This window comes from Pseudomonas sp. PA-1-3F (assembly GCF_021609665.1).
GTDB lineage: Bacteria > Pseudomonadota > Gammaproteobacteria > Pseudomonadales > Pseudomonadaceae > Aquipseudomonas > Aquipseudomonas paracarnis.
The window spans coordinates 157,493-182,133 of record NZ_WJZD01000002.1 but is presented as its reverse complement, the minus strand read 5'-3'; the positions used below and the strand labels follow the sequence as shown (position 1 = coordinate 182,133).

Below are 24,641 nucleotides of genomic sequence, written 5' to 3'. Positions count from 1 at the left end.
CCGAGAGTCTGTATCAAACCCCACCCACCAACTTGCCACTGTCCATCCGGCGCTTATACGCACTGTCCCGACTCGCCAACCAGAAGTACAACGGCGAGGTCACCGCCAGCCCCACCACCCACGACAAGTCCGCGCCGTTGATGTGCTGCGAAATCGGCCCGACGTACAGCGGCGTGTTCATGAACGGAATCTGCACCGCGATCCCCACCGCATAGGCCAGCAGCGCCTGCGGGTTGTACTTGCCGTAGATGCCGCCATCCACACGGAAGATCGAGGCGATGTCGTATTGGCCTTTGTGAATGGCGTAGAAGTCGATCAGGTTGATCGCCGTCCAGGGCACCAGCACCACGAGCAGCACCAGCACCATGTCGACGAAGTGACCGATGAAGTCTTGGGAAGCAAACACCGCCGCAATCGAACAGGCGGCCAGCACGATGATGGAGATCACCGCACGGCTTTTCGCGGTCGGGATCCAGCGGTAGGCGAAGGTCTGTACCAAGGTGATGATCGACAGCACCGCGCCGTACAGGTTGAGGGCGTTGTGGCTGATCACGCTGAGCAGGAACAGCACCAGCATCAGCGGGCCGATGGCGCCGGTGGCGAGTTTGACGGCGTCCATGGTGTCCATGCCTACCGGCGTGGCGAGCACTGCCACGGCGCCGAAGATGAACGCCAGGCTCGACCCCAGGGCCGAGCCCAGGTAGGTGGTCCAGAAGGTGGCGGCTACCGGCACGTCGGCTGGCAGGTAGCGGGAATAGTCCGACACGTAGGGCGCAAAGGCGATCTGCCACAGCGCGGCCAGGGAAACGGTGGCCAGCCAACCCGAGATGTTGAAGCTGCCACGGGTGAGGAAATCCGTGGTCTGTACATGGGTGAAGATGTAGGCAAAGCCCAGCACGATGCCGGCGCCCAGTACCCAGGTGCCGATTCGATTGAGTACGTGGATGAAGCGATAGCCGATGATGCCGATGATCCCGGAACCAATGGCGCCGATAACGATGCCCACCGGTACAGGCACGACGTCCACCACGCCGTGCAGGGATTTACCGGCCAGCACAATGTTGGAGGCGAAGAAGCCGATGTACATCACCCCGGCAATCACCACCACCAGCAACGCGCCGAGGGAGCCGAACTGAGCACGGCTCTGGATCATCTGCGGGATGCCCATCTGCGGGCCCTGGGCTGAGTGCAATGCCATCAGCACACCGCCGACCAAATGGCCGACAAGAATGGCGACAATGCCCCACACCAGGTTGAGGTGGAACAGTTGCACACCCAGTGCGCCAGTGACGATAGGCAACGGCGCGATGTTGCCGCCGAACCACAGGGTGAACAGGTCTCTTACCTTTCCATGGCGATCTTCCGGAGGCACGTATCCAATCGTGTGTTTTTCGATGAGCGGGGCGGAGGATGTTGCAGTGGTAACCATGACGAGCTCCAAGGCAAGGTGAGTACGTGGACGTACTTCGCTATGCGCTGCACGGGCGGCGCTTTGTTGTTGGAGTGATCATCTGTAATGGGCGCAGGCAGGTAAATTAGTAAGTTTGTTGCTATAGACCTTAAAAAAAATATCTCACGTGGTTTTATGCTCCGGTATGTTGCATGGGCTTCAATGGCTTGAAAAACCGGTGTATCTGCGCACCTGTTTGGGGCGAAAACCCACGTTTATGGAGGTGCCGATGGCTGCCTACAACCTGCGCCAGCTCAGATATTTTGTGACCACGGCCGAATGCGGCAGCGTCGCCGAGGCGTCGCGCAAGCTGTATATCGCCCAGCCGTCGGTGTCCACGGCGATCAAACAGCTGGAAGACAGCTTTGGCGTGCAGCTGTTTATCCGCCACCACGCCCAGGGCGTTTCCCTTACGCCCAGTGGCGCGCGCTTTTATCGCAAGGCGTTGGAGCTGTTGCGGGTGGCCCATGAGTTCGAGCAGAACGCCCTGGCGGATAATGACGTGGTGGCCGGGCAGATCGACATCGGCTGCTTTGAAACCGTGGCGCCGTTGTACCTGCCACGCTTGATCGCCGGCTTCAAGGCACGCTGGCCAGGGGTGGAGATCCGCATCCGCGATGGCGAGCAGCAGGAATTGGTGCAGGCGCTGACCGCAGGCAGTATCGACGTGGCGATGTTGTTTGAGCACGACCTGGGCGGCACTATCGAGACCACGCCACTGATGCCGCCCCAACAGCCCTATGCGTTGCTGCCGGCCGATCACCGCTTCGCCCAGCAGGCCAGGGTGTCCTTGGCCGACCTGGTGCTGGAGCCAATGATTTTGCTGGACGTGTTGCCCAGCCGTACCTACTTCGTGAGCATCTTCGAAGAGCGCGGGCTGACCCCGAATATCGTATTCAGCTCGCCCTCCATCGAAATGGTGCGGGGCATGGTGGGGCGCCGGTTCGGGTTCTCGATCCTGGTGACCAAACCCTTCAGCGAGTACACCTATGATGGGCAGAAGGTGGTGTGCATTCCCTTGGCGGAAACGGTCACGGGGTCCGGGTTGTCGGCGGTGTGGTTGCGCCGTGCACCGCTGACCAAGCCGGTGCAGTTGTTTGTCGACTACTGCCGTGAAGAACTTGCGCGGTTACTGGCGTGACTGCGAACCAGCCCCGCGCGCTTATGCGGGTCAGTGCTCGGCCAACTGGACCTGTTGCTTGGCCAGCTTCACCACATTGTCCAGGGTAAACCCGAATTTCTCCTGCAACTTTGCCAGCGGTGCCGAGGCGCCAAAGCTGTTCATCACCACCTTGGCGCCGGTCTGCCCGACATAGCGGTCCCAGCCCAAGGGGCCGGCCTGTTCCACCACTACGCGGGCTTTCACCGCGGGCGGCAGCACACTGTCGCGATAGGCTTGATCCTGCTCTTCAAACAGCTCCCAACTGGGCATCGATACCACGCTGGCGGCAATGCCTTCACCTTTGAGCTGCTCATACGCGGCGACCGCCAGGCTGACTTCGCTGCCTGTTCCTATCAGGATGACCTCAGGCTCTTGCGCACTGGCCAGCACGTAGGCACCTTTGGCCGCGCCGCAGGCCGCCGCGTACTGGGTGCGATCCAGAGTGGGCAGCGGCTGGCGTGACAGCACGACACAGCTGGGCCGATGAGTCTGGGCCAAGGCGACTTTCCACAATTCCAGCGTTTCATTGGCATCGCCCGGGCGCAAGGTCAACAGCCCCGGCGTGGCCCGCAGTTGGGTGAGGTGTTCGATAGGCTGATGTGTCGGTCCATCCTCGCCGACGCCGATGGAGTCATGGGTAAACACGAAGATCACGGGTAATTCCATGATCGCCGCCAGGCGGATCGGCGGTTTCATGTAATCGCTGAATACCAGGAAGGTCGAGGTATACGGGCGCAGGTAGGACAGCGCCATGCCGTTGGCGATTGCGCCCATGGCGTGTTCGCGGATACCGAAGTGCAGGTTGCGCCCGCTGTAATCATCCGCGCTGAAACGCCCGGCGTCGTCGAAGGTGAGGTTGGTCTTGGTCGAAGGCGACAAATCCGCCGAGCCGCCCAGCAGCCAGGGGATCTGTTGGGCGAAGGCATTCAACACTTCGCCGCCTGAGGCACGGCTGGCGACGCCTTTGGCATCGGTGGCAAAGTCTGGCAGGTGCGCTTGCCATTGTTCGGGCATTTCCCCGGCGCGCATGCGTTGCAGTTCATCGGCCCGTTGCGGCTCGAGGGAGGCCAGGGTCTGGTTCCATTCGGCGTACAACGGCTCGGCACGTTCGTAAAGGGCATCGCGCAACACTGTGCGAGCCTCTTGCGGCACCAGGAAGCTCGAATCCTGCGGCCAGCCATAGGCGGCCTTGGTCAGGCGAATTTCATCGTCCCCCAACGGCTCCCCATGGGCAGCAGCGGTATTGTGTTTGTGCGGTGAGCCGTAGCCGATCACGCTGTCCACGACGATCAAGGTGGGCGCGCCGGTGTTGGCCTTGAAGGTTTCCAGCGCCACGCTCAAGGCCTGCAAGTCATTGGCGTCGGTGACATGCACGGTGTGCCAGCCATACGCCTGGAAGCGTTGGATCACGTCTTCACTGAACGCCAGCTCAGTGTGGCCCTCGATGCTGATGGTGTTGTTGTCATAGATCCAGCACAGGTTATCGAGCTTCAAGTGCCCGGCCAGGGACGCGGCTTCGCTGCTGATGCCTTCCATCATGTCGCCGTCACCGCACAGGGTGTAGACGTCGTAGTCAAACAGCACCTGGCCGTCGCGGTTGAAGCGCTGAGCCAGCCAACGCTCGGCCATGGCCATGCCCACGCTGTTGGCGCAGCCCTGGCCCAACGGGCCGGTGGTGGTTTCTACGCCTGTGGTCATCCGGTACTCAGGGTGGCCAGGGGTCTTGGAGCCCATCTGCCGGAACTGCTTGATATCCTCGAGGCTGACGGCCGGTTGGCCGGAGCGCTTGCCGTGGGCGTCGATCTCTACCACCCCGGCCAGGTGCAATAGCGAATACAGCAACATCGAGGCATGCCCCACCGACAACACAAAACGGTCACGGTTGGGCCAGTCGGGATGTTCGGGGTGATAACGCAGGAAGCGACTCCACAGCGTGTACCCCACGGGCGCCAGGCCCATGGGCGTGCCAGGGTGACCCGAATTGGCCTTCTGCACGGCATCCATGGCCAGGGTGCGTAGGGTGTTGATGCATTGGGTGTCGGCAGCAGTGGCAACGTGATTCATATAACCGTTCTCCCTGGGGTGGCGATCTACAGTGGAGGGCAGGGCGGGGCAAAGGTTTGATCCCATCGCGTGCGCCGCGACGAACGGGTCGTTCTTGACTTCAAACATGACAAGGCTTGTTGGAATGGGCTAGCTTCAAGGGCGTAGACCATCGATCAATCTGTGGAGGTACGCCATGCCAGTGAAACACGACCTGTATCAGGACTTGGGATTGAGCAAGGAAGACGTTCACAAGCGCAGGGCGCAAGACAACCGGTTGGACTCACTGCTCACTCAATACGACGACGCCGACGCCAAGGTGCTAAAAGCGGAAAAAGCCAGTGCCAGCGACGAAGAGGTGGAGAACCTGAAGAAGAAGCGGCTGTTGATCAAAGACGAAATTGCGCAGCGGCTGGGTTAAGCAAACCCGTAACCTGTGGCGAGGGAGCTTGCTCCCGTTCGGCTGCGCAGCCGCCGCCGATGGGGGCGCTTCGCACCCCAGCGGGAGCAAGCTCCCTCGCCACACACACGGAATGTGCACATTTGTTCAGAATTGTCTGGAGGACAAGTGCCGCTTCTCTCCTTATGATGCGCCCCGTCCACTCGGCTCTGGGGCTTGTTGCGGCGCAAGGATTGCGTTGTTTGAGCCGGGTGGGCATCCTCAGAATTCATGCAACACAGGGCCGAATCGGTCGGCTGCAAATGCCGTCTGTGGGAGCTGGCTTGCCTGCGATGGCGGCCTCCCAGCCGACGCCTATCTACCTGACACACCGCGATCCAACTGTGCGGGCTTGCTCGCGAAGGCGGCCTGACAGGCGACGCAGGTATACCGGGTGTATATCCATTCCTGCGGTAACGGCCACTTAGGGTTCCGCTTTTACAGCGGCTCACTTTTGAAAAGCCCAAAAGTAAGCAAAAGGCTCTTGCCCCACCACTCGGAACCTCGCTTAGGCTCGATGTGCCCGTAATCCGCCAGTGATTTGGGGGGCCGCCGCCACGCGCCATCCATGGCGCGGGGCGGCTAAACCGGCATCCCTGCCGGTTTACCCCCCAAATCCCTGTCGAATTCCGGCCAGCGTGGTTTGACGGGGCGCTTAAGATCAAGATCAAAAGCAGATCAAGATCAAGAGCGGCTCGCTTCGCATCGTGGTTACCATTAAGGCGGTGACGCTTGGCGTTCGGTCTTGCATCCAGTCATTTCAACAGCGTTTCAACGCATATATCCATGGAACGCTGCTGCGTCTGCTCATACAACTGCAACTCATCAATCGTCCTGCGCCCCAGCGCCTGTTCGAAGGCATCTCGGTTGGAGTTGCCCGCGTAGTGACTCTGCGCCCCATCCCCCAGGTTTGACTGGAAGATCCCCGCCGCACTGACCGGTAAAAAGTCCTCATACACCAACGGCTCCACCGCCACATGACCGGCACCGACCAGCGCCTCCAATGTGCGCGGCTGATCGGCCTGGGCGCGTGCCGTCAGGCCTTTATCGGTGACGAAGTAGCGAAAATACGCCAAGCCCTGCTCGCGCATCTGCGGGTAGTTATCGGGGAAGGCGTGGAAGTGCTGTTCCATCAGTTGCACATAGCGCTCGGCGTTGGCTTCATTGGGGAATGTGCCGAGTTCGTCGCGGGCGGCGTTCAGCAGTTGGTCGTACAGGGCGCGGCCTTTAGGGGTAAGTGCGACGCCGCGCTGTTCGATTTCGCCGAAGCGTGCGCTGTGGCTGCCGTGGGCATCGGTGAAGGCGATGGGTTCGTCCAGGGCCTTGAAGCTGGTCTGGCGCAGCAGGATCGGACATTGGCGCCGAGGTGGGCCTTCGATCACGGCTTTGGGAGTGATGCCTTTGCCGGGCATCGCCGCCTGCACCTGGTCGATGTCCAGGGTGCGTGGGGTCAGGTGGTTGATGTGCGGGCCTTTGAACGCGACGACGTCGGCGATCAGGCGGTGCTGGTCGCTCAGTTGCTGATATTGGGCGCCGGTGACCGTGGCAGTGTGGTGCCAGCGGAACGTCTCCAGGGCCTGGCGGATAAAGGCCTCGGCATCGCTGGCATTCAAGCCGCCTTGGGTCTCTGCCTGGTCGATCAATGCCAAGGCCTCGCCGGTGAAGATCGAGCGCTTGGCCAGGGCGCTTTCGGCGAAGGCGCGCAGGTCGGGGTTTTCGATCAGTTCCAGGCGCAGCAATGAAGTGAACACGCGAAACGGGCTGGTTTGCAGCGCGTGTTCATGCACGGCGCGAAAGGCGGTGGAGTGAACAGGTACGCCAGCGGGGGTGAGGTCGTAGTACCCCACCGGTTGCATGCCCATCACCGCGAACAAACGGCTGATAGTCGCCAGTTCCGCAGCGGTGCCCAAGCGGATGGCGCCGTGGCGTTCCATGCCCAGGCGCTGGATTTCGCCGGTACGCTGCAGCTGGTGCGCCAGGCCCGGTTCGCTGTCGAGCACATGTGCGTTGGTCTCGGCCACCAATTCCAGCAACGCCCCATATAAAGGAACTTCATCTCGATACATGTCGGACATGGCCTTGGAAAAGCCCTTGCGGATCTCGTCAGGGCTGACATGTGCAGTGGCGTGCATAGAAAAATTCCTGATGACTGGAGCGATGAAAGTGGCCTTTGCCTGATTTTGTTGAGCAGCCTGCCGCCTTGCAAACGAAGATTCTTCTGGACTTCATTCTGCAAATGAATGAGTTGACCCTGCGTCCAAGTCTTCATGTGCAAGCGGGCGTCATTGGGCTCTACACTGCGCTCCACTGTGTAGGTGAAGGAGGACCCAATGACGGCCAAACCCGCAACCAACCTGCTGGACACCCTCGAAGGCCAGCGCCTGGCAACGCCAGGCGCCGAGCAGTGGCGCGACTGGGGCCCGTACCTGAGTGAACGCCAATGGGGCACGGTGCGCGAAGACTACAGCGCCGACGGTGACGCCTGGGCCTACTTCCCTCATGAGCATGCACGCAGCCGCGCCTATCGATGGGGCGAGGATGGATTGGCCGGTTTCAGTGACAAGGCTCAACGCTGGTGCCTGGGCCTGGCGCTGTGGAACGAGCGTGACGCAATCCTCAAGGAACGTCTGTTCGGCCTCGACAACGCCGAAGGCAACCACGGTGAAGATGTCAAGGAACTGTACTTTTTCGTCGATGGCGTGCCGAGCCATGCCTACATGCGCATGCTCTACAAATATCCCCATGCGGCCTTTCCCTACGCTGACCTGATCGCCGAAAACGCCCGTCGTGGGCTGGCGGATGCCGAGTATGAAATCCTTGATACCGGTGTGTTCGCAGACAACCACTACTGCGACGTCAGTGTCGAATACGCCAAGCATCAGCCCGACGATATTTTCATGCGCGTCACCGTGCATAACCGTTCGGACCAACCCACACGCCTGCAGGTGCTGCCCCAGCTCTGGGCGCGCAATGACTGGAGCTGGACCTTCGATGCACCCAAGCCCAGCTTGAGGTTGGACGGCGAGCGGGTTCTGGCGCGTCATCATGAACTCGATGATCGCCACCTCAGTGCCTGGGGCCAGGACGGGTTGCAGTGGCTGTTCTGCGAAAACCAAACCAATCGGCCCAAACTGGACGGGCAACCGGCGCCGGGGCCATTCAAGGATGGCATTAATGATTACGTGGTGGGCGGGGTTGGGTCGGCCGTTCGCCGGGACGCCGGCACCAAGGTGGCCGCGCATTTCACCCTTGAACTGGCGGGCCAGGAAAGCAAAACCCTTTACCTGCGTTTTGCGCCTTTGGACGCGCCCGATGTCAATGCGCGCAAGCTATTCGAACAGCGCCGCCAGGAGGCCGATGACTTCTACGCGGTCTTGCAACAGGGCCTTGCCGATGACGATGCGCGCAATGTGCAACGCCAGGCCCTGGCCGGCCTGCTGTGGTCCAAGCAGCTGTACTATTTCGACGTGAACCAGTGGCTTGACGGCGACCCGGCTCAGCCCGCGCCACCGCCCGAGCGTCTGCATATCCGCAATACCCATTGGCGGCACCTGAGCAACTTCGACATCTTGTCCATGCCCGACACTTGGGAATATCCGTGGTACGCCTCCTGGGATCAAGGCTTCCAGGCAGTGGCCATCGCGCTGATCGACCCCGGTTACGCCAAGCAACAGCTGTTGCTGTTGGTAAAGGACCGCTTCATGCACCCCAACGGCCAATTGCCGGCCTACGAATGGCGCTTTGACGACGCCAACCCGCCCGTGCACGCCTGGGCCAGCTGGCGCGTATATCAGCAGGACAAGGCGTTGACCGGCGTGGGCGACATGGATTTCCTGGAGCGGATCTTTCACAAACTGCTGCTGAATTTCTCCTGGTGGGTCAACCGCAAGGACGCCGAGGGCCGCAACCTGTTCCAGGGCGGTTTTCTGGGCCTGGACAATATCGCCTTGTTCGACCGCTCGGCCCCGTTGCCGCCGGGTTACCAGTTGGACCAGGCCGATGGCACCGCCTGGGTGGCGGCCTATGCCCTGGACCTGATGCGCATCGGCCTGGAGTTGGCCAAGCGCAATGTGGTGTACGTGGACATTGCCGTGAAGTTTTTCGAGCATTTCCTCTACATCGCCGGCGCTATCAACCGCGTCGATGACAGCGCCGAAGGCTTGTGGGATGAGCAGGACCAGTTTTTCTACGACGTACTGCACCGTCCTGATGGCCAGAGCGAACCGGTGCGCCTGCGCTCCATCGTCGGGTTAATGCCGCTGTTCGCGGTGCTTGTGCTGGAACAGCGCGAGCACGAGGGCCTGGGAGGCTTGCGCGAGCGCCTGCTGGGCTTTATGCATCATCGGCCGGACCTGGCCAGGTTGGTTTCGCGCTGGACCGAACCGGGGCAGGGCAACCGCCTGTTGCTGGCGCTGCTGCGCGGTGAACGCACCAAGGATTTGCTGCGACGCATGCTGGATGACCAGGAGTTCTTGTCGGCCTTTGGCGTGCGCGCCCTGTCCAAGGCGTTCGCCGAGCAGCCCCTGGCGTTGAAGATGAATGGCGACACCTTGTGCGCCAGTTACCAACCCGGTGAATCCGACTCACGCTTGTACGGCGGCAACTCCAATTGGCGCGGGCCGCTGTGGATGCCGGTCAATTACATGCTGATTGAATCGTTGCGCGAATTTCATCGCTATTACGCGGAGCATTTTTCCGTGGAGTACCCGACGGGCAGTGGGTATCTGGCGTCACTCGAGGAAGTGGCTGACAGCCTCAGCGAGCGGCTGACGCGGCTGTTTCTCAAAGATGAAAACGGTGTGCGGCCGTCGATGGCGGGGTATGCGCAGTTGCAGGAAGACCCGGCCAGTCGTGACCTGGTGTTGTTCCATGAGTATTTTCATGGTGAGACAGGGCGAGGGTTGGGGGCTTCACACCAGACCGGGTGGAGCGCGTTGGTGGCGTTGTTGCTACAGCCAAAAACCTGAGCAGTCCTACGGATTTGCTTTTCTGTGGGAGCTGCTTGCCTGCGATACAGGCACCGCGGTGCGTCCGGCAAATGGAGTAGATGCCATCGCAGGCAAGCCAGCTCCCACAGGGGATCTTCATTCACCGCGAGAATGCCGGCAAAAAAATCCCGCCTGGGGAGGCGGGATCAGGATTCAGGGTTACCCGTGAATCAGGAAGGGAACAGCTCGCTCAGCTTCATCGCCAGCATCATGTCGCCTTCGGTGCGCAGCTTGCCGCCCATGAACGCTTGCATGCCGTCGGTGGAGCCGTCGACGATGCCTTCCAGGGTCTCGCTGTCCATCACCAGGGTGACCTGCGCGTCAGGGTTTTCGCCTTCTTTGAGCTCGCAGGTCTTGTCCTTGACCACCAGCGAGAAATTCTTGCTGTCGTCGATACGGAAACCGAACACCAGGTCCAAGCCTTCGGCAGCGCTTGGGTTGAATTTGGCTTTCATTGCTTCTACTGCTTTAGCTACGTCAGTCATGGTTTCGATCCTTAAGGGTAGAGTCCAGTGACCTTGGGGTCACGGTTGGCCGCAGTTCATCGGAAAGTGATGAGCTGCGGCGCCTTCAACAGTTGCAAGTGGGCGTGACTGTTGAAGGAAGCCAGTGCCACCTCGCGACCACGGAACTTCAGTTGGTTGAGCGAGGTGTTAACAATTTGCCAGTTCATTTCGAAGGCCTGGGCGGCAGGCATTCGGGTAATCAGGTGGAGCAGGGCGGTGATGGTGCCGCCGGAGGTGAATACGGCGATTTTGTCGGTGTGGTTGGCGGCTTCAAGGATCCGCTGCAAACCACCCTGGACCCGCTCGACAAACCCCAGCCAGCTTTCCAGCCCGGGCGGATCATAGGTGCCGGCCAGCCAGCGTTCGATGATCAGGGCGAAAATGCGTTGGAACTCGCTGCGGTTCTGCGGGCCATTGCGCAGGACGTGCACGGCATCCGGTTCACTGCTGAGCAGGTCGGGTAACAGGCCGCGAATGATTGCCTCGCCGTCGAACTCGTTGAACGCGCTGTCTGTTTCCAATGCCGGAACCGGCAAGCCCAGGGCGCTGTACTGGTCGAACGTGGCGCTGGCAGTGTGCTGCTGGCGACGCAGGTCGCCGGCGATGCAGCGGTCAAACGCAATGCCCAGGTCTGCCAGGTGGCGACCGAGCACTTGCGCTTGTTCCACGCCAATGGGCGAGAGGACGTCATAGTCGTCTGCACCGAAGGAAGCCTGGCCATGTCGAATCAGATAAATGCTGCCCACGTCCGTTTTCCCGGTACGTTGAAAGTCTGGCGAGGTTATGAGGATGCCTGCGAGCTGTCAATGAAAAAACATACGCTTGTTTTAAAAGCGCGTTGGAGCCCACCTGCTGGCGGTTTGATCACTGGCTCCTTCGCAGTGGCGTCGGTATGCTGGGGCCATCCGCGCCTGGCGCAGTGCATTTTTTAAGGAGACATATGGATTTTTTGGCCGAATACGCGAGCTTTCTGGCGAAGACCGTCACCCTGGTGGTCGCTATTCTGGTGGTACTGATCAGCTTTGCAGCACTGCGCAGCAAAGGTCGTCGTAAATCCGCCGGCCAATTGCAGGTCAGCAAGCTGAATGATTTCTACAAGGGCTTGCGTGAGCGCCTGGAGTCCAGCCTGCTCGACAAGGACCAGCTCAAGGCCCTGCGCAAGTCCGAAAGCAAAGCTGAAAAGAAGAAAGACAAGAAGAAGCCCGAGCCCAAGCCACGGGTATTCGTGCTGGATTTCGACGGTGACATCAAGGCCTCGGCCACCGAAAGCCTGCGCCATGAAATCACCGCACTGCTGAGCCTGGCCACGCCCAAGGATGAAGTGGTGTTACGCCTGGAAAGCGGCGGCGGCATGGTGCACAGCTATGGCCTGGCCTCCTCGCAACTGGCGCGTATCCGCCAGGCCGGCGTGCCGTTGACCGTGTGCATCGACAAAGTCGCGGCGAGCGGTGGCTACATGATGGCGTGCATCGGCGAGAAGATCATCAGCGCTCCCTTCGCCATTCTCGGTTCCATTGGCGTGGTGGCGCAGTTGCCCAACGTCAATCGCCTGCTTAAAAAGCACGACATCGACTTTGAAGTGCTGACCGCCGGTGAATACAAGCGCACGCTCACTGTGTTTGGCGAAAACACCGAGAAGGGCCGGGAGAAGTTCCAAGAAGACCTGGACATCACCCATCAGCTGTTCAAGAACTTCGTCTCGCGTTACCGCCCGCAGTTGGCGATTGACGAGGTGGCCACTGGCGAAGTGTGGTTGGGGGTTGCCGCTCTCGACAAACAACTGGTCGATGAGCTGCAAACCAGCGATGAATACCTGGCCACCAAGGCCAAGACCGCCGAAGTGTTCCACTTGCACTATGCCGAGCGTAAGAGCCTGCAAGAGCGCGTGGGCCTGGCGGCCAGCGGTTCGGTGGACCGGGTGCTGTTGACCTGGTGGAGCCGCTTGACCCAGCAGCGGTTCTGGTAAGCCAGTACTGAAAACCAGGTAGTCCCTTGTCGATCGTTCCCACGCTCCGCGTGGGAATGCCTCCAGTGACGCTCTGCGTCACCCTGGCGTAAGGTGGAACGCGGAGCGTCCAAGGCTGCATTCCCACGCGGAGCGTGGGAACGCTCATGTCAGGTCAAACGGGGTTTAATCGAGTCCGCCAACTGCGTAAGGATCAGGCAGCACGACACGGCCCCGGCATCCAGAACGCCGAGGGAACGCTCACCCAAACGACTGGCTCGGCCAATCTTGGCCACCAGGTCCTTGGTCGAATCCCGCCCCTGAGAAGCAGCGCTTTTCATCGCATCGAGTGCATCGCTGAAAGAACGCGCCGCTGTATGCGCCCGTTCAAAGGCTTCCACCGCCGGGATCAACGTGTCCATCAAGCACTTGTCGCCCACGCCCGCTTCGGTGATGTCCTGCAGCGAGGTCAAGCCGCCGCGCAGCAAGTGGGCGAAGGTGGCAGCGTCGATGTCTTCACTGCCGCGCACTTCGTCGGCCATGCCGATAAACAGGCTGCCATACAAGGGCCCCATGGAGCCGCCGATGCCTTCCATCAGGCTCAGGGTCAGTTCATCCAGGGCTTCGGCCAGCGTCAGTTGGCGGCCTTCGATCGTACGGCCGCAATGGGCAAAGCCCTTGGCCATGTTGATGCCATGATCGCCATCGCCGATGGCGCCGTCGACTTCGCTAAGGTACTCACGGTTGGCCACGATCACGCTGACCAGGTCGGCGACGATGGCGCTACCCTCATGGGTGGAAAAATGCTGGCTCATGGTTCACTCCGCCTGGGTCATGCCGATGGAGCGGCAGGGTTGGTCGATCAGGGTTTTCAGCTCGGCGTCGAGGCCGAGCAGGGTCAAGGTCACGCCCATCATCTCCAGGGAAGTGAAGTAGTTGCCCACGTAGCAACGGTGAATCTTCAAACCTTTGGCCTTGAGCTGTTTTTCCACCTCGGCGTAGAAAATATACAACTCCATCACCGGGGTGGCGCCCAGGCCTGAGACCAGCACCACCACGCTGTCGTCCTGGCTGAAATCGCGGTCGGCGAGGATCGGCGCCAGCATGCGCTTGGCCATGGCGGCGGCCGGTTCAATCGGGATGACTTCGATGCCCGGCTCGCCATGATGGCCAATACCTAATTCCATCTGCCCGTCGGGAATCTGGAAGTTCGGTTTGCCCACCGCGGCTATCGTGCAGGGCGTAAGGCCGATACCAATCGAGCGGCAGTGGTCGACGGTTTTCTGCGCCACCCGAATCACGCCGTCCAGGTCGTAATGCTGGGCAGCGGCGGCACCGCCGATCTTCCACATGAAGATCTCCCCGGCTACACCGCGACGCTTGGCGATGTCGGCCTTGGGCGCGGACGCCACGTCGTCGTTGGCGACCACCGTGCGGATGCGCATGTCTTTGCTGGCGGCCATTTTCATCGCCAGCTTCACGTTCATGTTGTCGCCCGCGTAGTTGCCATACAGGCATGCCACGCCTGCGCCATGGTCGGCGGCGCGGAAGGCGTCGAAAAAGCTTTTGGCGGTGGGCGAGGAAAAAATCTCGCCGACGGCCACCGCATCCACCAGGCCCGGGCCAACATAGCCGAGGAACGCCGGTTCATGCCCGGAGCCGCCGCCGGTGACAATGCCGACGCGGCCCTGGGCGGAGTGCTTGGCCTTGACGATGACCCGTGGGTTGCTTTCGTACTGGCGCAGCTCGGGGTGCGCGACCAGGATGCCGCGCAGCATGTCTTCGACCACTTGGTCGGGATCGTTGATGACTCGATTCATAACGCGGGTTCCTGTGTTCTTGTTCTAAGGGGCGACACCCTTCCATTGTGGGAGCAGGCAAGCCAGCTCCCACAGGGTTTTGTGTTGTTACTGAGATCAGGGTTCGAGCACAACCTTCAGCGATTTATCGCCGCGTTCCATCACTGCAAAGGCTTCCTTGAAGTCCGCCAGCGCAAACTTGTGGGTCACCACGTCGCGCATATCGATCTTGCGGTTGCCGATAAAGTCTATGGCCCTTGGGTACATATACGGCCCCAGGTGCGAGCCGAGGATATCCAGCTCCTTGCGGTCACCGATGATCGACCAATCCACCGTGGCCTCGTCATTGAACACGCTGAATTCCACAAAGCGTCCCAGCTTGCGCAGCATCGCCAGGCCCTGGTTTACCGCCTTGTGGTGCCCGGTCGCCTCGATATAAATGTCGCAGCCATAGCCATCGGTGATCTCACGGATTTTCGCCAGCACATCCACCTCGGCCGGGTTCCACACTTCATCGGCGCCCAGGCGCAGGGCGAGGGCGGCGCGTTCGGGTTTCATGTCCAGCACAATGAGCTTTTTCGGGTTGCGCAACCGCACCGCGCCGATGATGCCCAGGCCCAGGGTGCCGGCGCCGGCGACCACCACGATGTCGTCATGGTCGACGTTGGCGCGTTCCGCCGCGTGCAGCGAGCAGGCCAGGGGTTCGATCAGAATCGCTTCATCGGGGGCGATGGATTCCGGCACTTTGTGGATGATGCCTTCCTTAGTGAAGATCATGTATTGCGCCATGGCGCCCTGCACATTGTTCTGGAAGCCATACAGGTCGTGCTTCTGGCACATCCAGTACTGGCCGTGGTTGCAGAAGCGGCAGCCCCAGCACGGCACAATTTGCTCGGAGATCACCCGGTCGCCCACGGCCACGCCGCGTTTCTCGGCGCCTGGGCCAAGGGCGACTACGCGGCACACGAACTCATGCCCGGGGATCATCGGCGGCTTCACGTAGCGCGGTTGCTCGGCATCGCCCCAGAACGACGGCGCGCCGCGATAGGTCTTGATATCGCCCATGCAAATGCCGCACAGCTCGACTTTGGTCAGGATCTCGTCGGGGCCGGGCGTGGGCACGTCGACGGTTTCCAGGCGGTAATCTTCCGGGCCGTGGCAGACCACGGCCTGCATGGTTTTCGGGATGCTCGGGGCGAGTTGTTCAGGTGTGCGTTCGGTGACGGTGGACATGACAAAACCTCACGACATAACGATGAATTACTGAATGCTGTAGCCGCCGTCGATCACCATGTTGGCACCGGTGATCATCTGTGCGGCGTCGCTGAGCAGGTACAGCGCCAGCCCGGCGATTTCTTCCGGCTGGGCAAAGCGACCTGCCGGAATCTGCAATTTGGCCCGCTCACCCACCTCGCCGGCCCAGGCTTTTTTGCCCAGGGCGGTTTCGACGATGGTCGGGGAGATGGCGTTGACGTTGATCTGCGGCGCCCACTCCATGGCCAATACCTTGGTCATGCCGACGATGGCGGCTTTGCTGGCGCAGTAGGCGACGTGACGGTCCAGGCCAATCACGGCGGCCTGGGACGCCAGGTTGACGATGCGCCCGCTGCCCTGGGCGATCATGTGCCTGGCGCAGGCCTGAGCCATGAAAAAACTGGCCTTGAGGTTGATGTCCAGGGTGGTGTCCCAGGCGCTTTCGCTGACCTCGATGGCCTTGTCCAGCAGCACCACGCCTGCACTGTTGATCAGGTAATCCAGGCGCTGGAAATGCGCGAACACCTTGTCGACGGTCGGTTGTATCTGGTCGATCCTCCCGAGGTCGACGGCAATGCCAAGGTGCCCGGCACCCAGGCTGGCGGCCGCCTCGACCACGGCCGGGTCGCGGTCCAGCAGCGCCACCCTTGCGCCGCGTTCCGCCAGCAAGGTGGCGCAGGCCAGGCCGATGCCGGCGGCGCCACCGGTGATCACCGCGCAACGGCCGCTGAGGTCGAAGGCTTGGTTCCAGAAACCAGACATGAATGACTCCTCGTTCTCACGCTCTGCGTGGGAATGCCGCGTGGAACGCTCTGCGTTCCGATGTTAAGTGACGCGGAGCGTCACGGGATGCGTTCCCACGCGGAGCGTGGGAACGATCAAACTACTTACCGCCGCTGACTTGCTTGTACAGCGCGTCCGCATTGGCATTGGTCACCGGCACCCAGGGCAGGATGTAGTTCTTGGCCGTGCCGTCACCCCATTTCACGTCTTTGGCATAGCGCTCCCAGATCACCGATTGTGGCTTGTAGTCCTTGCCGGCCAGGGCGCGCAACGCTACGTCCAGCGCGCCTTGGGACTGGGCCTGGGCATCCTGGAGGAAGGTGGTGACTTCGTCCTTTTTCGCCGCCTGGATCGCATCCGGCATGCCGTCGATAGAGGTCACAGGCACATCCTTGGAGGTGAGGCCATGGGACTTCAGCGCCTGCACGGCGCCCAGGGCCATGTCGTCATTCTGGGCGATCACGCCATTGATGCCCTTGGGGTGGGCGTTGAGCCAGTCTTCGGTGAGCGTCATGGCCTGGGCGCGGTCCCAGTTGGCGGTTTTCTTTTCGATGATCTTGATGTTCGGGTGTTTGCCCAGCACTTCCAGCTCGCCTTTTTCCCGGTCGATCTGCGCCGACTGGCCAATCGGGCCCTGGATGATCACCACGTTGCCTTTGCCATTGAGCTTGTCGACCATGGCCTGGGCCTGCAGGCGGCCGCCTTCCACGTCGTCGTTACCCACATACGGCACGCTGGCATCGGCTACTTTCGTATTGGAGGCGATGACCACCACGTCGTTGCTCATGGCGGCCTTGACGGTACCGACGCCGGCCTTGGTATCAATCGGTACGAACAGAATCGCGTCGTAGCGTTGGGTCACCATGTTTTCGATCTGGTTGTTCTGGGTCAGGGCGTCGTAGTTGCCGTCGAACACGGTCAACTGCACGGTGCCATCCTTGACGGCCGGATGTTCCTTGAGCTCGCGGACCCAGTTCTGCATGAACTGACCCTTGAGGCCATAGACGGCTGCGCCGATCTTGTAGGTCTTGCCGTCGGCGGCCAGGGCGATACTGCTGGCGAGCAGGGAGAGGGCCGCCGCAGCGGCCAGGGTGGTACCCAGTTTCATAAGTAGAACTCCAGTTATTGTTATGGGTCGTTCTTCAGCGTTTCTTCTTGCGCCACACGTCGATCAGTACTGCAAACACGATGATCAGGCCCTTGGCGACCTGCTGGTAATAGGAGGACACGCCGAGCAGGTTCAGGCCGTTATTGATCACGCCGATCAACAGTGCCCCGAACAAGGTGCCGACAATGCTGCCGGTACCGCCGGACAAACTGGTGCCACCGATCACCACTGCGGCAATCGCGTCCAGCTCGTAGGAAACCCCGGCCTGGGGCAGGGCAGAGGTGGTGCGTGCCGACAGCACCACGCCGGCCAACCCGGCGAGCAGGCCCGAGACCACGTACACCGAGAACATCACCTTGCGCACGCCAATGCCCGATGTGCGCGCGCTTTTTTCATTGCCGCCCACCGCGTACACATAACGGCCGTAGGTGGTGTAGCGCAGCACCATCCAGAAAATAAGCGCGACCACGGCGAAGATGATGATCGGCACGCCCACCGGGCCGACCTTGCCGATGCCCAGGGCCAGGTAGGCGTCGGGCAGGTCGGTGATCGGGCTGCCGTCGTTGAGAATAAAGGTCATGCCCCGGGCGATGCTGAGCATGCCGAGGGTGGCCACGAACGGCGGGATCGACAGGTTGGCGATCATGAAACCATTGACCACCCCGAGCATCGCGCCGGCAAACATCCCCGCGCTGACCGCCGCCAACAGGCCATAACCCTGGGTGGCGACCATGGCGCTGCACAACCCGGCGAACGCCAGGATCGACCCCACCGACAGGTCGATGCCCTTGGTCAGGATCACATAGGTCATGCCCACGGCGAGAATGCCGTTGATGGAGGTCTGGCGCAGGATGTCCATCCAGTTGCGCCAGGTCATGAAGTATTCGCTGGAAAACGCCATCACCACGCACAGCAGGATAAACACCAGCGGCAGGCCGAAGCGGTCGAGGGACAGGCGCAGGCGGTTGCGCGGCGCGGCAGTAACGGGAGCAACGATGGTTTTGGCATTCATGAGGCAAGACTCAACAAGGCTTCCTGGGAAAGGGCGGTGTCGGTGCTGATAGTGACCAGCCGGCCGCCTTTGAAGACGGCGATGCGGTCGCTCACGTGCAGCAGTTCCGGTGCTTCCGACGACACCACGATGGCTGCGCCACCGGCGCGCACGAACTGGTCGAGCAGGTGGTAGATCTCCTGTTTGGCGCCTTCGTCGATGCCGCGGGTGGGTTCATCGCAGAGCAGGCATACCGGCTCGGTGGACAGGCATTTGGCGAGCACCACCTTTTGCTGGTTGCCGCCGCTCATTGATGCCACCGGCAGCTCCAGGGAACTGGTCTTGATCTGCAAGCGCTTGACCATCTCCTCGGCCAATTGCGCTTCTTTACGTGCGTTGATCAGCGACCAACTCGACAAGCGCTTATAGGCCGACAGTGCAATGTTCGACAGGATGCTGCTGGTCAGCACCAGGCCGCTGTCCTTGCGGTCTTCGGTAACCAGCGACATGCCGGCGTCGATGGTCGCCTTGGGCTGCCCGATGGGCATGGGCTTGCCTTGCAAGGTAACGCTGCCGGAATCCGCCACGGTCAGGCCGTAGATGCAATTGAGGAATTCACTGCGCCCGGAGCCCATCAACCCATAAATGCCGAGAATCTCGCCACGGCGCAGCTGCAGGCTGATGTCGTGGAACTCACCGTTGCGGCTCAGGTTGTCGACTTGCAGGCAGGTGCTGGCCGCACATTCGCGGCCCGCTTTGTGGTCGATGCGCGTCAGTTCCTGGCCGACAATGCCGCGCACCAGGTGGTCGCGGTCGATATCGGCCATGCGCCCGCTTTCCACAAAGGCGCCATCACGGAAGATGCTGTAGTCATCGGCGATCTGCGCCAGTTCGCTCAGTCGATGGGACACGTACACGATGCCGGCACCGCGCGCGGTAAGGCGGCGAATCGCCTTGAACAGGGTTTCGGCCTCGCGCTCGCCGATGGCCGAGGTGGGCTCGTCCATGATCATCACCTGGCAGTCATGGCTGAACGCCTTGGCGATTTCCACCAATTGCATCTGCGCCACGCTCAAGCGGTGCATGGGGCTGGTGGCGTCGACATCGAACTCCAGGCTTTCGAGCAGTTCGCGGGTGCGGCGGTTGAGGGCCTTGCTGTCGACGATGCAGCCGGCGCGGCGCGGTTCGCGGCCCAGCCAGATGTTTTCGGCGACGGTCATGTAGGGGATGGGTTCGAGCTCCTGGGTGATCATTGCGATCCCCGCGGCCAGGGCTTCACTCGGGCGATTGAACTGCACCGGTGCGCCGTTGAGCAGAATGCTGCCGGCGTCACGCTGGGTGATGCCCATCAGGATGCTCAGGAAGGTTGACTTGCCGGCACCGTTGCCGCCGCACAGGGCGTGGACGCTGCCGGCGCGCAGAGAAAGGCGCCCGTCGCGCAGGGCTGGTACCCCGGCGTAAGCCTTGGCGACGTGTTCAGCCTGGAGCAGTAATGGCGTGGCCATCGGCGTGTCCTCGTGCTGTGAATTCTTATTAGGTCGCACAGTCATGTTTCGCTGTGATCATATGTGTATCAAATGAAATTCTGATCAGTCAATCTCTTTCACTTAAAAGGTGTGATTCTCATCTTTGACGCGGTTATTGCCTTGGTATAGGGCTTTGACTGGCAGGTCAGTTAAATCTCGCTTGACAGTAAGGGGTGAATGCTTGCGAAATGTGTGAGAGATATTTCACTAAGTGATCATTTGATCAGTGGAGTTTGGCGCCATGAACACACCTTTCCCGGTGGCTATCGGATGTGATGAAGCGGGTTTTGAGCTCAAAGAGTTGTTGAAGCGCCATATCGAGGCGTTGGGATACCCGGTGACCGACTTCGGTACGCATTCAACGGTGCCGGTGCTGTACCCGGACATCGCCCTGGCCGTGGCCACCGCCATCAATGCCGGGCAACAGCGCCTCGGCGTGCTGGTATGCGGCACCGGCATAGGCATGGCCATCTCGGCCAACAAGGTGCTGGGTATCCGTGCGGCCCAGGCCCATGACACCTACTCGGCGGAGCGGGCGCGCAAGAGTAACGATGCGCAAATCCTCTCCATCGGTGCGCGGGTCATCGGTGCGGAGTTGGCCAAAAGCATCGTCAGTGCGTTTTTGGCCTCGGAGTTCGAAGCGGCGCGGTCCGGGGCCAAGGTCGAACGCATCAATGCGATCGAGCGCGATGGGCATCAGTAGTGGACGGCGCGGGGCAAGAGTCGGGAGAATGCGCCTTTGACGCCGAAACGGAAGCCCGCCCCCATGAGTGACAGTACCCAGCGCATGGCCAGTGATATCGATCAGATGACCGAAGTGGCGATGCTCTATTACCTTGAGAACGTCACTCAGGAGGCCATTGCCAAGCGCTTTGACCTGTCGCGGGCCAAAGTCAGCCGCCTGCTCAAGCGTGCTCGGGATGAAGGGATCGTCGAGGTGCGCGTGTTGCAGCACCCGGCGATGAACAACGAGCTGGAGCGGGCGCTGGTAGAGCGCTTCAAGCTCGACCGCGCGTTGATCGCGGTCGACCACAGCGACCCCGACACCCAGCGCTCGGCGGTCGCCAGCCTGGTCGCCAACTACCTCAACAAGACCCTGAGTGATGGGATGATCGTTGCCGTGGGCATGGGGCGTAACGTCGGCGCGGTGGCCGATAACGTGTTTCTGCCGGTGACCCGCAACTGCACTTTCGTGTGTGCCATCGGCGGTTCGCTCAAGGCCGGCGAATACATGAACCCTGACCACATCTGCCGACGCCTGGCCCTGCGCTTTGGTGGCGAAAGTGAAAGCCTGTACGCCCCGGCGCTGGTGGCCAACCCGGAACTGCGCGGGGTGCTGATCAACAACGACACGGTGCGTTCGACTCTTGACCGCGCCCGCCGTGCCGATATCGCCCTGATCGGCATCGGCGACATGAGCGAGAACAGCAACATGGTGCGCATGGGCTGGTTCTCGCCCCAGGAAATCGCCCAGGCGCGGTTGTCTGGCACCGTGGGCGACATGATGGGCTATGACTTTATCGACATTCACGGCCAGCCGGCGGTCAACGCCATCCAGGGGCGCGTGATCGGGTTGACGGTGCAGGAGCTGTTTCGCATCCCGGATGTGGTGGCGATTGCCAGCGAGAACACCAAGGCGGCGGCGACCTTGGGGGCGTTGCGTTCGGGGGTGATCAATACGCTGGCGACCACCGTCACCAATGCCCACACCATCCTGGCGCTGGACGATGCCACTCGTAAAACCTGATACAGATCGTTCCCACGCTCCAGCGTGGGAACGCATCCTGTGACGCTCCGCGTCATCCTTGCGCGGGTGGGACGCGGAGCGTCACAGGCGGCATTCCCACGCAGAGCGTGGGAACGATCATGCATCGAGGTGCCGGCATCGCAGGCCAGCTCCCACAAGAGTTGCTGTGCTTCTGATGGGGTTTACAGGTTTTGTAATAGTTTTGCGTTGTGGGAAATTTGTATTTCGAATGTAGGATTCAAGTCCTTTTGTCATTTCAGGACTTGCATGAACACCCTCTCGGAGCCTCCCAGTCGTCTTTCCCCAAGACAACCGCTGTCGCTGTTCCCGCTGAAGCACCCCGTATTCCGTCAACTAACCTTGTCCCGGTCGTACGACCGCACTTTGCCGTGCCCGGCGTTCTGAACACTTTAAAGACAGAGAATTTATAAATGGAATGGTTAGCGGATCCTACGGCCTGGCTCGGCCTTGCGACCTTGATTGTGCTGGAACTGGTGCTGGGTATCGACAACCTGGTGTTTATCGCGATCCTGGCGGACAAGTTGCCACCGGAGCAGCGTGACCGTGCACGGTTGATCGGCTTGTCCTTGGCGCTTTTGATGCGCCTGGGCCTGTTGGCGAGTATTTCCTGGTTGGTGACCCTGACCCAGCCGCTGTTCGAGGTGTTCGACAAGAGCTTCTCCGGCCGTGACCTGATCATGCTGTTTGGTGGTGTGTTCCTGTTGTTCAAGGCCACCATGGAATTGCATGAGCGCCTTGAAGGCCATGTGGCGCAGCACAAGGGCAGTGTGGCTTACGCAATGTTCTGGCCTATTGTCGCGCAGATCGTGGTGCTGGATGCGGTGTTCTCCCTCGACGCGGTGATTACCGCCGTGGGCATGGTCGACGAGCTGGCGGTGATGATGATCGCCGTGATCGTGTCCATCGGCCTGATGATCGTGGCGAGCAAGCCGCTGACCCGTTTCGTCAATGCGCACCCCACCGTGATCATGCTGTGCCTGGGCTTCCTGATGATGATCGGTTTCGCCCTGACCGCCGAAGGCCTGGGCTTCCATATTCCCAAGGGCTACTTGTACGCGGCCATTGGTTTCTCGATTCTGATCGAGGTGTTCAACCAGATCGCCCGAGCCCGTCGCAAGAAGTCGGCGCAGGGCGTGTTGCCGGTGCGTGAGCGTACCGCCCATGCGGTGATGCGCTTGTTGGGCGGCCGCAGCCTGGCGGTGGAAGAGGTGGGTGAAGACGTGGCTGACCTGCTGGGCGAGCCGGATGCTGCGCAGGGTCCGCTGTTTGACCGACGCGAACGGGTGATGATCAGCGGCGTGCTGCAACTGGCCGAGCGGCCGATTCGCACCCTGATGACGCCAAGGGCCAAGGTTGATTGCATCGACCTGGCGGATGACCCCGAGACGATCCGTCTGAAACTGATGCACTCGTCCTACTCGCGTCTGCCGTTGATCCGTAACGGTGCGGTGGATGAGCCCCTGGGTTTTGTGCACAAGAAGGAGTTACTCAAGGAGTACCTGGCGGGCAACGAGCCGAACCTGGAACACCTGGCGCGTCGGGCGATCAACCTGCTGGACAGTTTTTCGATCCTCAATGCCCTGGAGCAGATGCGCCAGGAGTCCACTCACATCGCTTTCGTGATCAACGAATTCGGCGACTTCATGGGCGTATTGAGCATGACGGATATTCTGGAATCCATCGCCGGTGAATTGCCTGATGCCAGCGAAATCGAAGGGCCCGATATTGTCGAGCAAGGCGATGGCTTCCGTGCCAATGGCGCCTTGAACCTCAACCTGGTGCGTCAACGCACGGGCTTCAAGGCGGTGACGACCGAGGATTATCAAACCCTGGCAGGTTTGGTGATGAGCCTGCTTGACCGCCTGCCGGTGGTGGGCGATAGCCTGGAACATGAAGGCTGGCGTTTGACCGTGGCTGAAGTGGAGGAGCGTCGAGTGACGCAAGTGCACTTGCACCCTTGCTCAGGTCATAACGGCTGAAGATGTCCTTCACGTACTGCTCTTGTTCTTCAAGGGGGCCCAAACCTTTGTGTTGTTCCACCAGGGCGCCCTTGCGATAGATCAGCAGCGTCGGGGTGCCTGACACGTCCGGGTGCCTCGGCGTATGGGCGCAATCGAGTACCAGGCTCACGACCCAGGGATGCTGCCAGGCGTGCTGTTCGAACACGGCGCCTGCCTGCGCGCAAGCGGGGCAATGCTCTGATACAAACAGGAGGAACACCGGGCGCGGTGTATTCAGTACGCGTTCGAATGCTGTGGCGCTGGAAATGATGCGGGTGGCCATTCCCATGGTGATCTCCCTTCAAGCCGCGTGGGTGTTTGCCAACGCTAAGCCCGTGGCTTATCACCGTCTACTGTCAACCTTCACAGGTCTGCCTCGCGCTCTATGCGCTCCCTGGCCTTGCGGGCCTGGCTCGCGCACTTCTCGTATTCCTCATTGTCGCGGGAGGCCTTGGCCCGGCGATAGCCATGGTGATTCTGGGCGGTGTAGTCGGTACTGAAGGCTTCCTTGAGTTTCTGCAGTTCTTCCTTGCATTCACGACGGTCGCTACTGGCCAGGGCGTTGCCAGCCACCCCGAGCAGAAGCACGGGCAAGATATATCGCAGTTTCATCAGTCAGGGTTCCATGTAAGGGCGAGCAAGCACGCTCTTAGAGGTTAGCCCAGGCGTTCGGTATTGGTGCGCAGTAACAGGGTTTGAGGTCTTGCGTAGCAAAGCGTTAGTACTCACAGGCAGGCGCCGTATTCCCGTCAGGCCGCTATCTGACTGATCCACAAGGCATTTGCGGGGCGCATGTCTTTCCATGAGCACCTATGGCACACTTTCTGCTGTCTATTCCGTTGTTACATACCAAGTTCCGGTATAGCGGAATACATCCTC

20 protein-coding genes and 1 pseudogene are annotated in these 24,641 nt (G+C 60.8%); 7 read left to right on the top strand and 14 right to left on the bottom strand.

Features of this window, described 5'->3' with window-relative positions; translation table 11 throughout:
- Positions 1-13: 13 nt before the first annotated feature.
- Positions 14-1,429 carry a purine-cytosine permease family protein gene (locus GIV26_RS02225; RefSeq protein WP_072447724.1) on the bottom strand — a complete coding sequence of 472 codons (1,416 nt, stop codon included), beginning with the start codon at positions 1,427-1,429 and terminating at the stop codon, positions 14-16.
- 250 nt (positions 1,430-1,679) lie between these two features.
- Here GIV26_RS02225 and GIV26_RS02220 point away from each other — a divergent pair, with 250 nt between their 5' ends.
- Positions 1,680-2,591 carry a LysR family transcriptional regulator gene (locus GIV26_RS02220; RefSeq protein ID WP_072447726.1) on the top strand — a complete coding sequence of 304 codons (912 nt, stop codon included), beginning with the start codon at positions 1,680-1,682 and terminating at the stop codon, positions 2,589-2,591.
- Between the two features lie 30 nt (positions 2,592-2,621).
- Here the strand turns inward: GIV26_RS02220 and tkt are convergent, their stop codons facing one another.
- Entirely contained in the window at positions 2,622-4,676 is a 2,055-nt protein-coding gene (gene tkt / locus GIV26_RS02215) for a transketolase (protein ID WP_236279408.1), read from the bottom strand.
- Between the two features lie 175 nt (positions 4,677-4,851).
- Between tkt and GIV26_RS02210 the strand changes: the two genes are divergently transcribed.
- A complete protein-coding gene (locus GIV26_RS02210; protein WP_054896555.1) occupies positions 4,852-5,076 on the top strand; it encodes a YdcH family protein in 225 nt (74 codons plus the stop codon).
- A gap of 773 nt (positions 5,077-5,849) precedes the next feature.
- Here GIV26_RS02210 and hglS read toward each other — a convergent pair.
- Entirely contained in the window at positions 5,850-7,226 is a 1,377-nt protein-coding gene (gene hglS, locus GIV26_RS02205; RefSeq protein ID WP_127881291.1) for a 2-oxoadipate dioxygenase/decarboxylase HglS, read from the bottom strand.
- Between the two features lie 198 nt (positions 7,227-7,424).
- Here hglS and GIV26_RS02200 point away from each other — a divergent pair, with 198 nt between their 5' ends.
- Positions 7,425-10,061 carry an MGH1-like glycoside hydrolase domain-containing protein gene (locus tag GIV26_RS02200; RefSeq protein WP_236279407.1) on the top strand — a complete coding sequence of 879 codons (2,637 nt, stop codon included), beginning with the start codon at positions 7,425-7,427 and terminating at the stop codon, positions 10,059-10,061.
- Between the two features lie 191 nt (positions 10,062-10,252).
- Here GIV26_RS02200 and GIV26_RS02195 read toward each other — a convergent pair whose 3' ends face one another.
- Together GIV26_RS02195 and GIV26_RS02190 are read right to left on the bottom strand one after the other, a co-directional pair.
- Entirely contained in the window at positions 10,253-10,567 is a 315-nt protein-coding gene (locus GIV26_RS02195; RefSeq protein WP_034125754.1) for an SCP2 sterol-binding domain-containing protein, read from the bottom strand.
- Positions 10,568-10,623: 56 nt separating this feature from the next.
- Complete coding sequence (locus GIV26_RS02190; RefSeq protein WP_236279406.1) at positions 10,624-11,334, bottom strand: histidine phosphatase family protein; 711 nt, start codon at positions 11,332-11,334, stop codon at positions 10,624-10,626.
- A gap of 194 nt (positions 11,335-11,528) precedes the next feature.
- On the opposite strand from GIV26_RS02190, the gene sohB reads away from it, so the two are divergent.
- Positions 11,529-12,554 carry a protease SohB gene (sohB, locus tag GIV26_RS02185; RefSeq protein WP_014718187.1) on the top strand — a complete coding sequence of 342 codons (1,026 nt, stop codon included), beginning with the start codon at positions 11,529-11,531 and terminating at the stop codon, positions 12,552-12,554.
- A 149-nt stretch (positions 12,555-12,703) separates the two neighbouring features.
- Here sohB and dhaL read toward each other — a convergent pair whose 3' ends face one another.
- The 7 genes from dhaL to GIV26_RS02150 form a co-directional block, all read right to left on the bottom strand.
- Positions 12,704-13,348 (bottom strand): dihydroxyacetone kinase subunit DhaL, encoded by a 645-nt coding sequence (dhaL, locus tag GIV26_RS02180; RefSeq protein ID WP_236279405.1) that lies wholly within the window; start codon positions 13,346-13,348, stop codon positions 12,704-12,706.
- Between the two features lie 3 nt (positions 13,349-13,351).
- On the bottom strand, positions 13,352-14,353 hold the full coding sequence (locus GIV26_RS02175; protein WP_236279404.1) for a dihydroxyacetone kinase subunit DhaK: 1,002 nt from the start codon (positions 14,351-14,353) through the stop codon (positions 13,352-13,354).
- A gap of 96 nt (positions 14,354-14,449) precedes the next feature.
- Positions 14,450-15,565 carry an erythritol/L-threitol dehydrogenase gene (locus GIV26_RS02170; protein WP_019817618.1) on the bottom strand — a complete coding sequence of 372 codons (1,116 nt, stop codon included), beginning with the start codon at positions 15,563-15,565 and terminating at the stop codon, positions 14,450-14,452.
- 27 nt (positions 15,566-15,592) lie between these two features.
- The gene (locus GIV26_RS02165; protein WP_236279403.1) at positions 15,593-16,348 is read right to left on the bottom strand and encodes an SDR family oxidoreductase; all 756 of its coding nucleotides are present in this window, start codon (positions 16,346-16,348) and stop codon (positions 15,593-15,595) included.
- A 121-nt stretch (positions 16,349-16,469) separates the two neighbouring features.
- Positions 16,470-17,477, bottom strand: coding sequence for a substrate-binding domain-containing protein (locus GIV26_RS02160; RefSeq protein WP_236279402.1), 1,008 nt, complete (start codon positions 17,475-17,477; stop codon positions 16,470-16,472).
- Positions 17,478-17,511: 34 nt separating this feature from the next.
- Positions 17,512-18,489 carry an ABC transporter permease gene (locus GIV26_RS02155; RefSeq protein WP_014718193.1) on the bottom strand — a complete coding sequence of 326 codons (978 nt, stop codon included), beginning with the start codon at positions 18,487-18,489 and terminating at the stop codon, positions 17,512-17,514.
- Complete coding sequence (locus GIV26_RS02150) at positions 18,486-19,973, bottom strand: sugar ABC transporter ATP-binding protein (RefSeq protein ID WP_236279401.1); 1,488 nt, start codon at positions 19,971-19,973, stop codon at positions 18,486-18,488. Before GIV26_RS02150 ends, GIV26_RS02155 begins: the two co-directional genes overlap by 4 nt.
- A gap of 262 nt (positions 19,974-20,235) precedes the next feature.
- Between GIV26_RS02150 and rpiB the strand changes: the two genes are divergently transcribed.
- The 3 genes from rpiB to GIV26_RS02135 all read left to right on the top strand — a co-directional run bounded on the left by rpiB (position 20,236) and on the right by GIV26_RS02135 (position 23,741).
- Complete coding sequence (gene rpiB / locus GIV26_RS02145; protein WP_034125746.1) at positions 20,236-20,697, top strand: ribose 5-phosphate isomerase B; 462 nt, start codon at positions 20,236-20,238, stop codon at positions 20,695-20,697.
- A 63-nt stretch (positions 20,698-20,760) separates the two neighbouring features.
- Positions 20,761-21,741: a sugar-binding transcriptional regulator gene (locus tag GIV26_RS02140; RefSeq protein WP_034125745.1), complete on the top strand. Its 981-nt coding sequence runs from the start codon at positions 20,761-20,763 to the stop codon at positions 21,739-21,741.
- A gap of 431 nt (positions 21,742-22,172) precedes the next feature.
- Positions 22,173-23,741, top strand: coding sequence for a TerC family protein (locus GIV26_RS02135; RefSeq protein WP_034125744.1), 1,569 nt, complete (start codon positions 22,173-22,175; stop codon positions 23,739-23,741).
- 70 nt (positions 23,742-23,811) lie between these two features.
- Here the strand turns inward: GIV26_RS02135 and GIV26_RS02130 are convergent.
- Both GIV26_RS02130 and GIV26_RS02125 read right to left on the bottom strand, forming a co-directional pair.
- Positions 23,812-24,045, bottom strand: a pseudogene (locus GIV26_RS02130) (thioredoxin family protein); the annotation flags it as partial.
- 80 nt (positions 24,046-24,125) lie between these two features.
- Positions 24,126-24,374 (bottom strand): hypothetical protein, encoded by a 249-nt coding sequence (locus GIV26_RS02125; RefSeq protein WP_034125743.1) that lies wholly within the window; start codon positions 24,372-24,374, stop codon positions 24,126-24,128.
- Positions 24,375-24,641 lie beyond the last annotated feature (267 nt).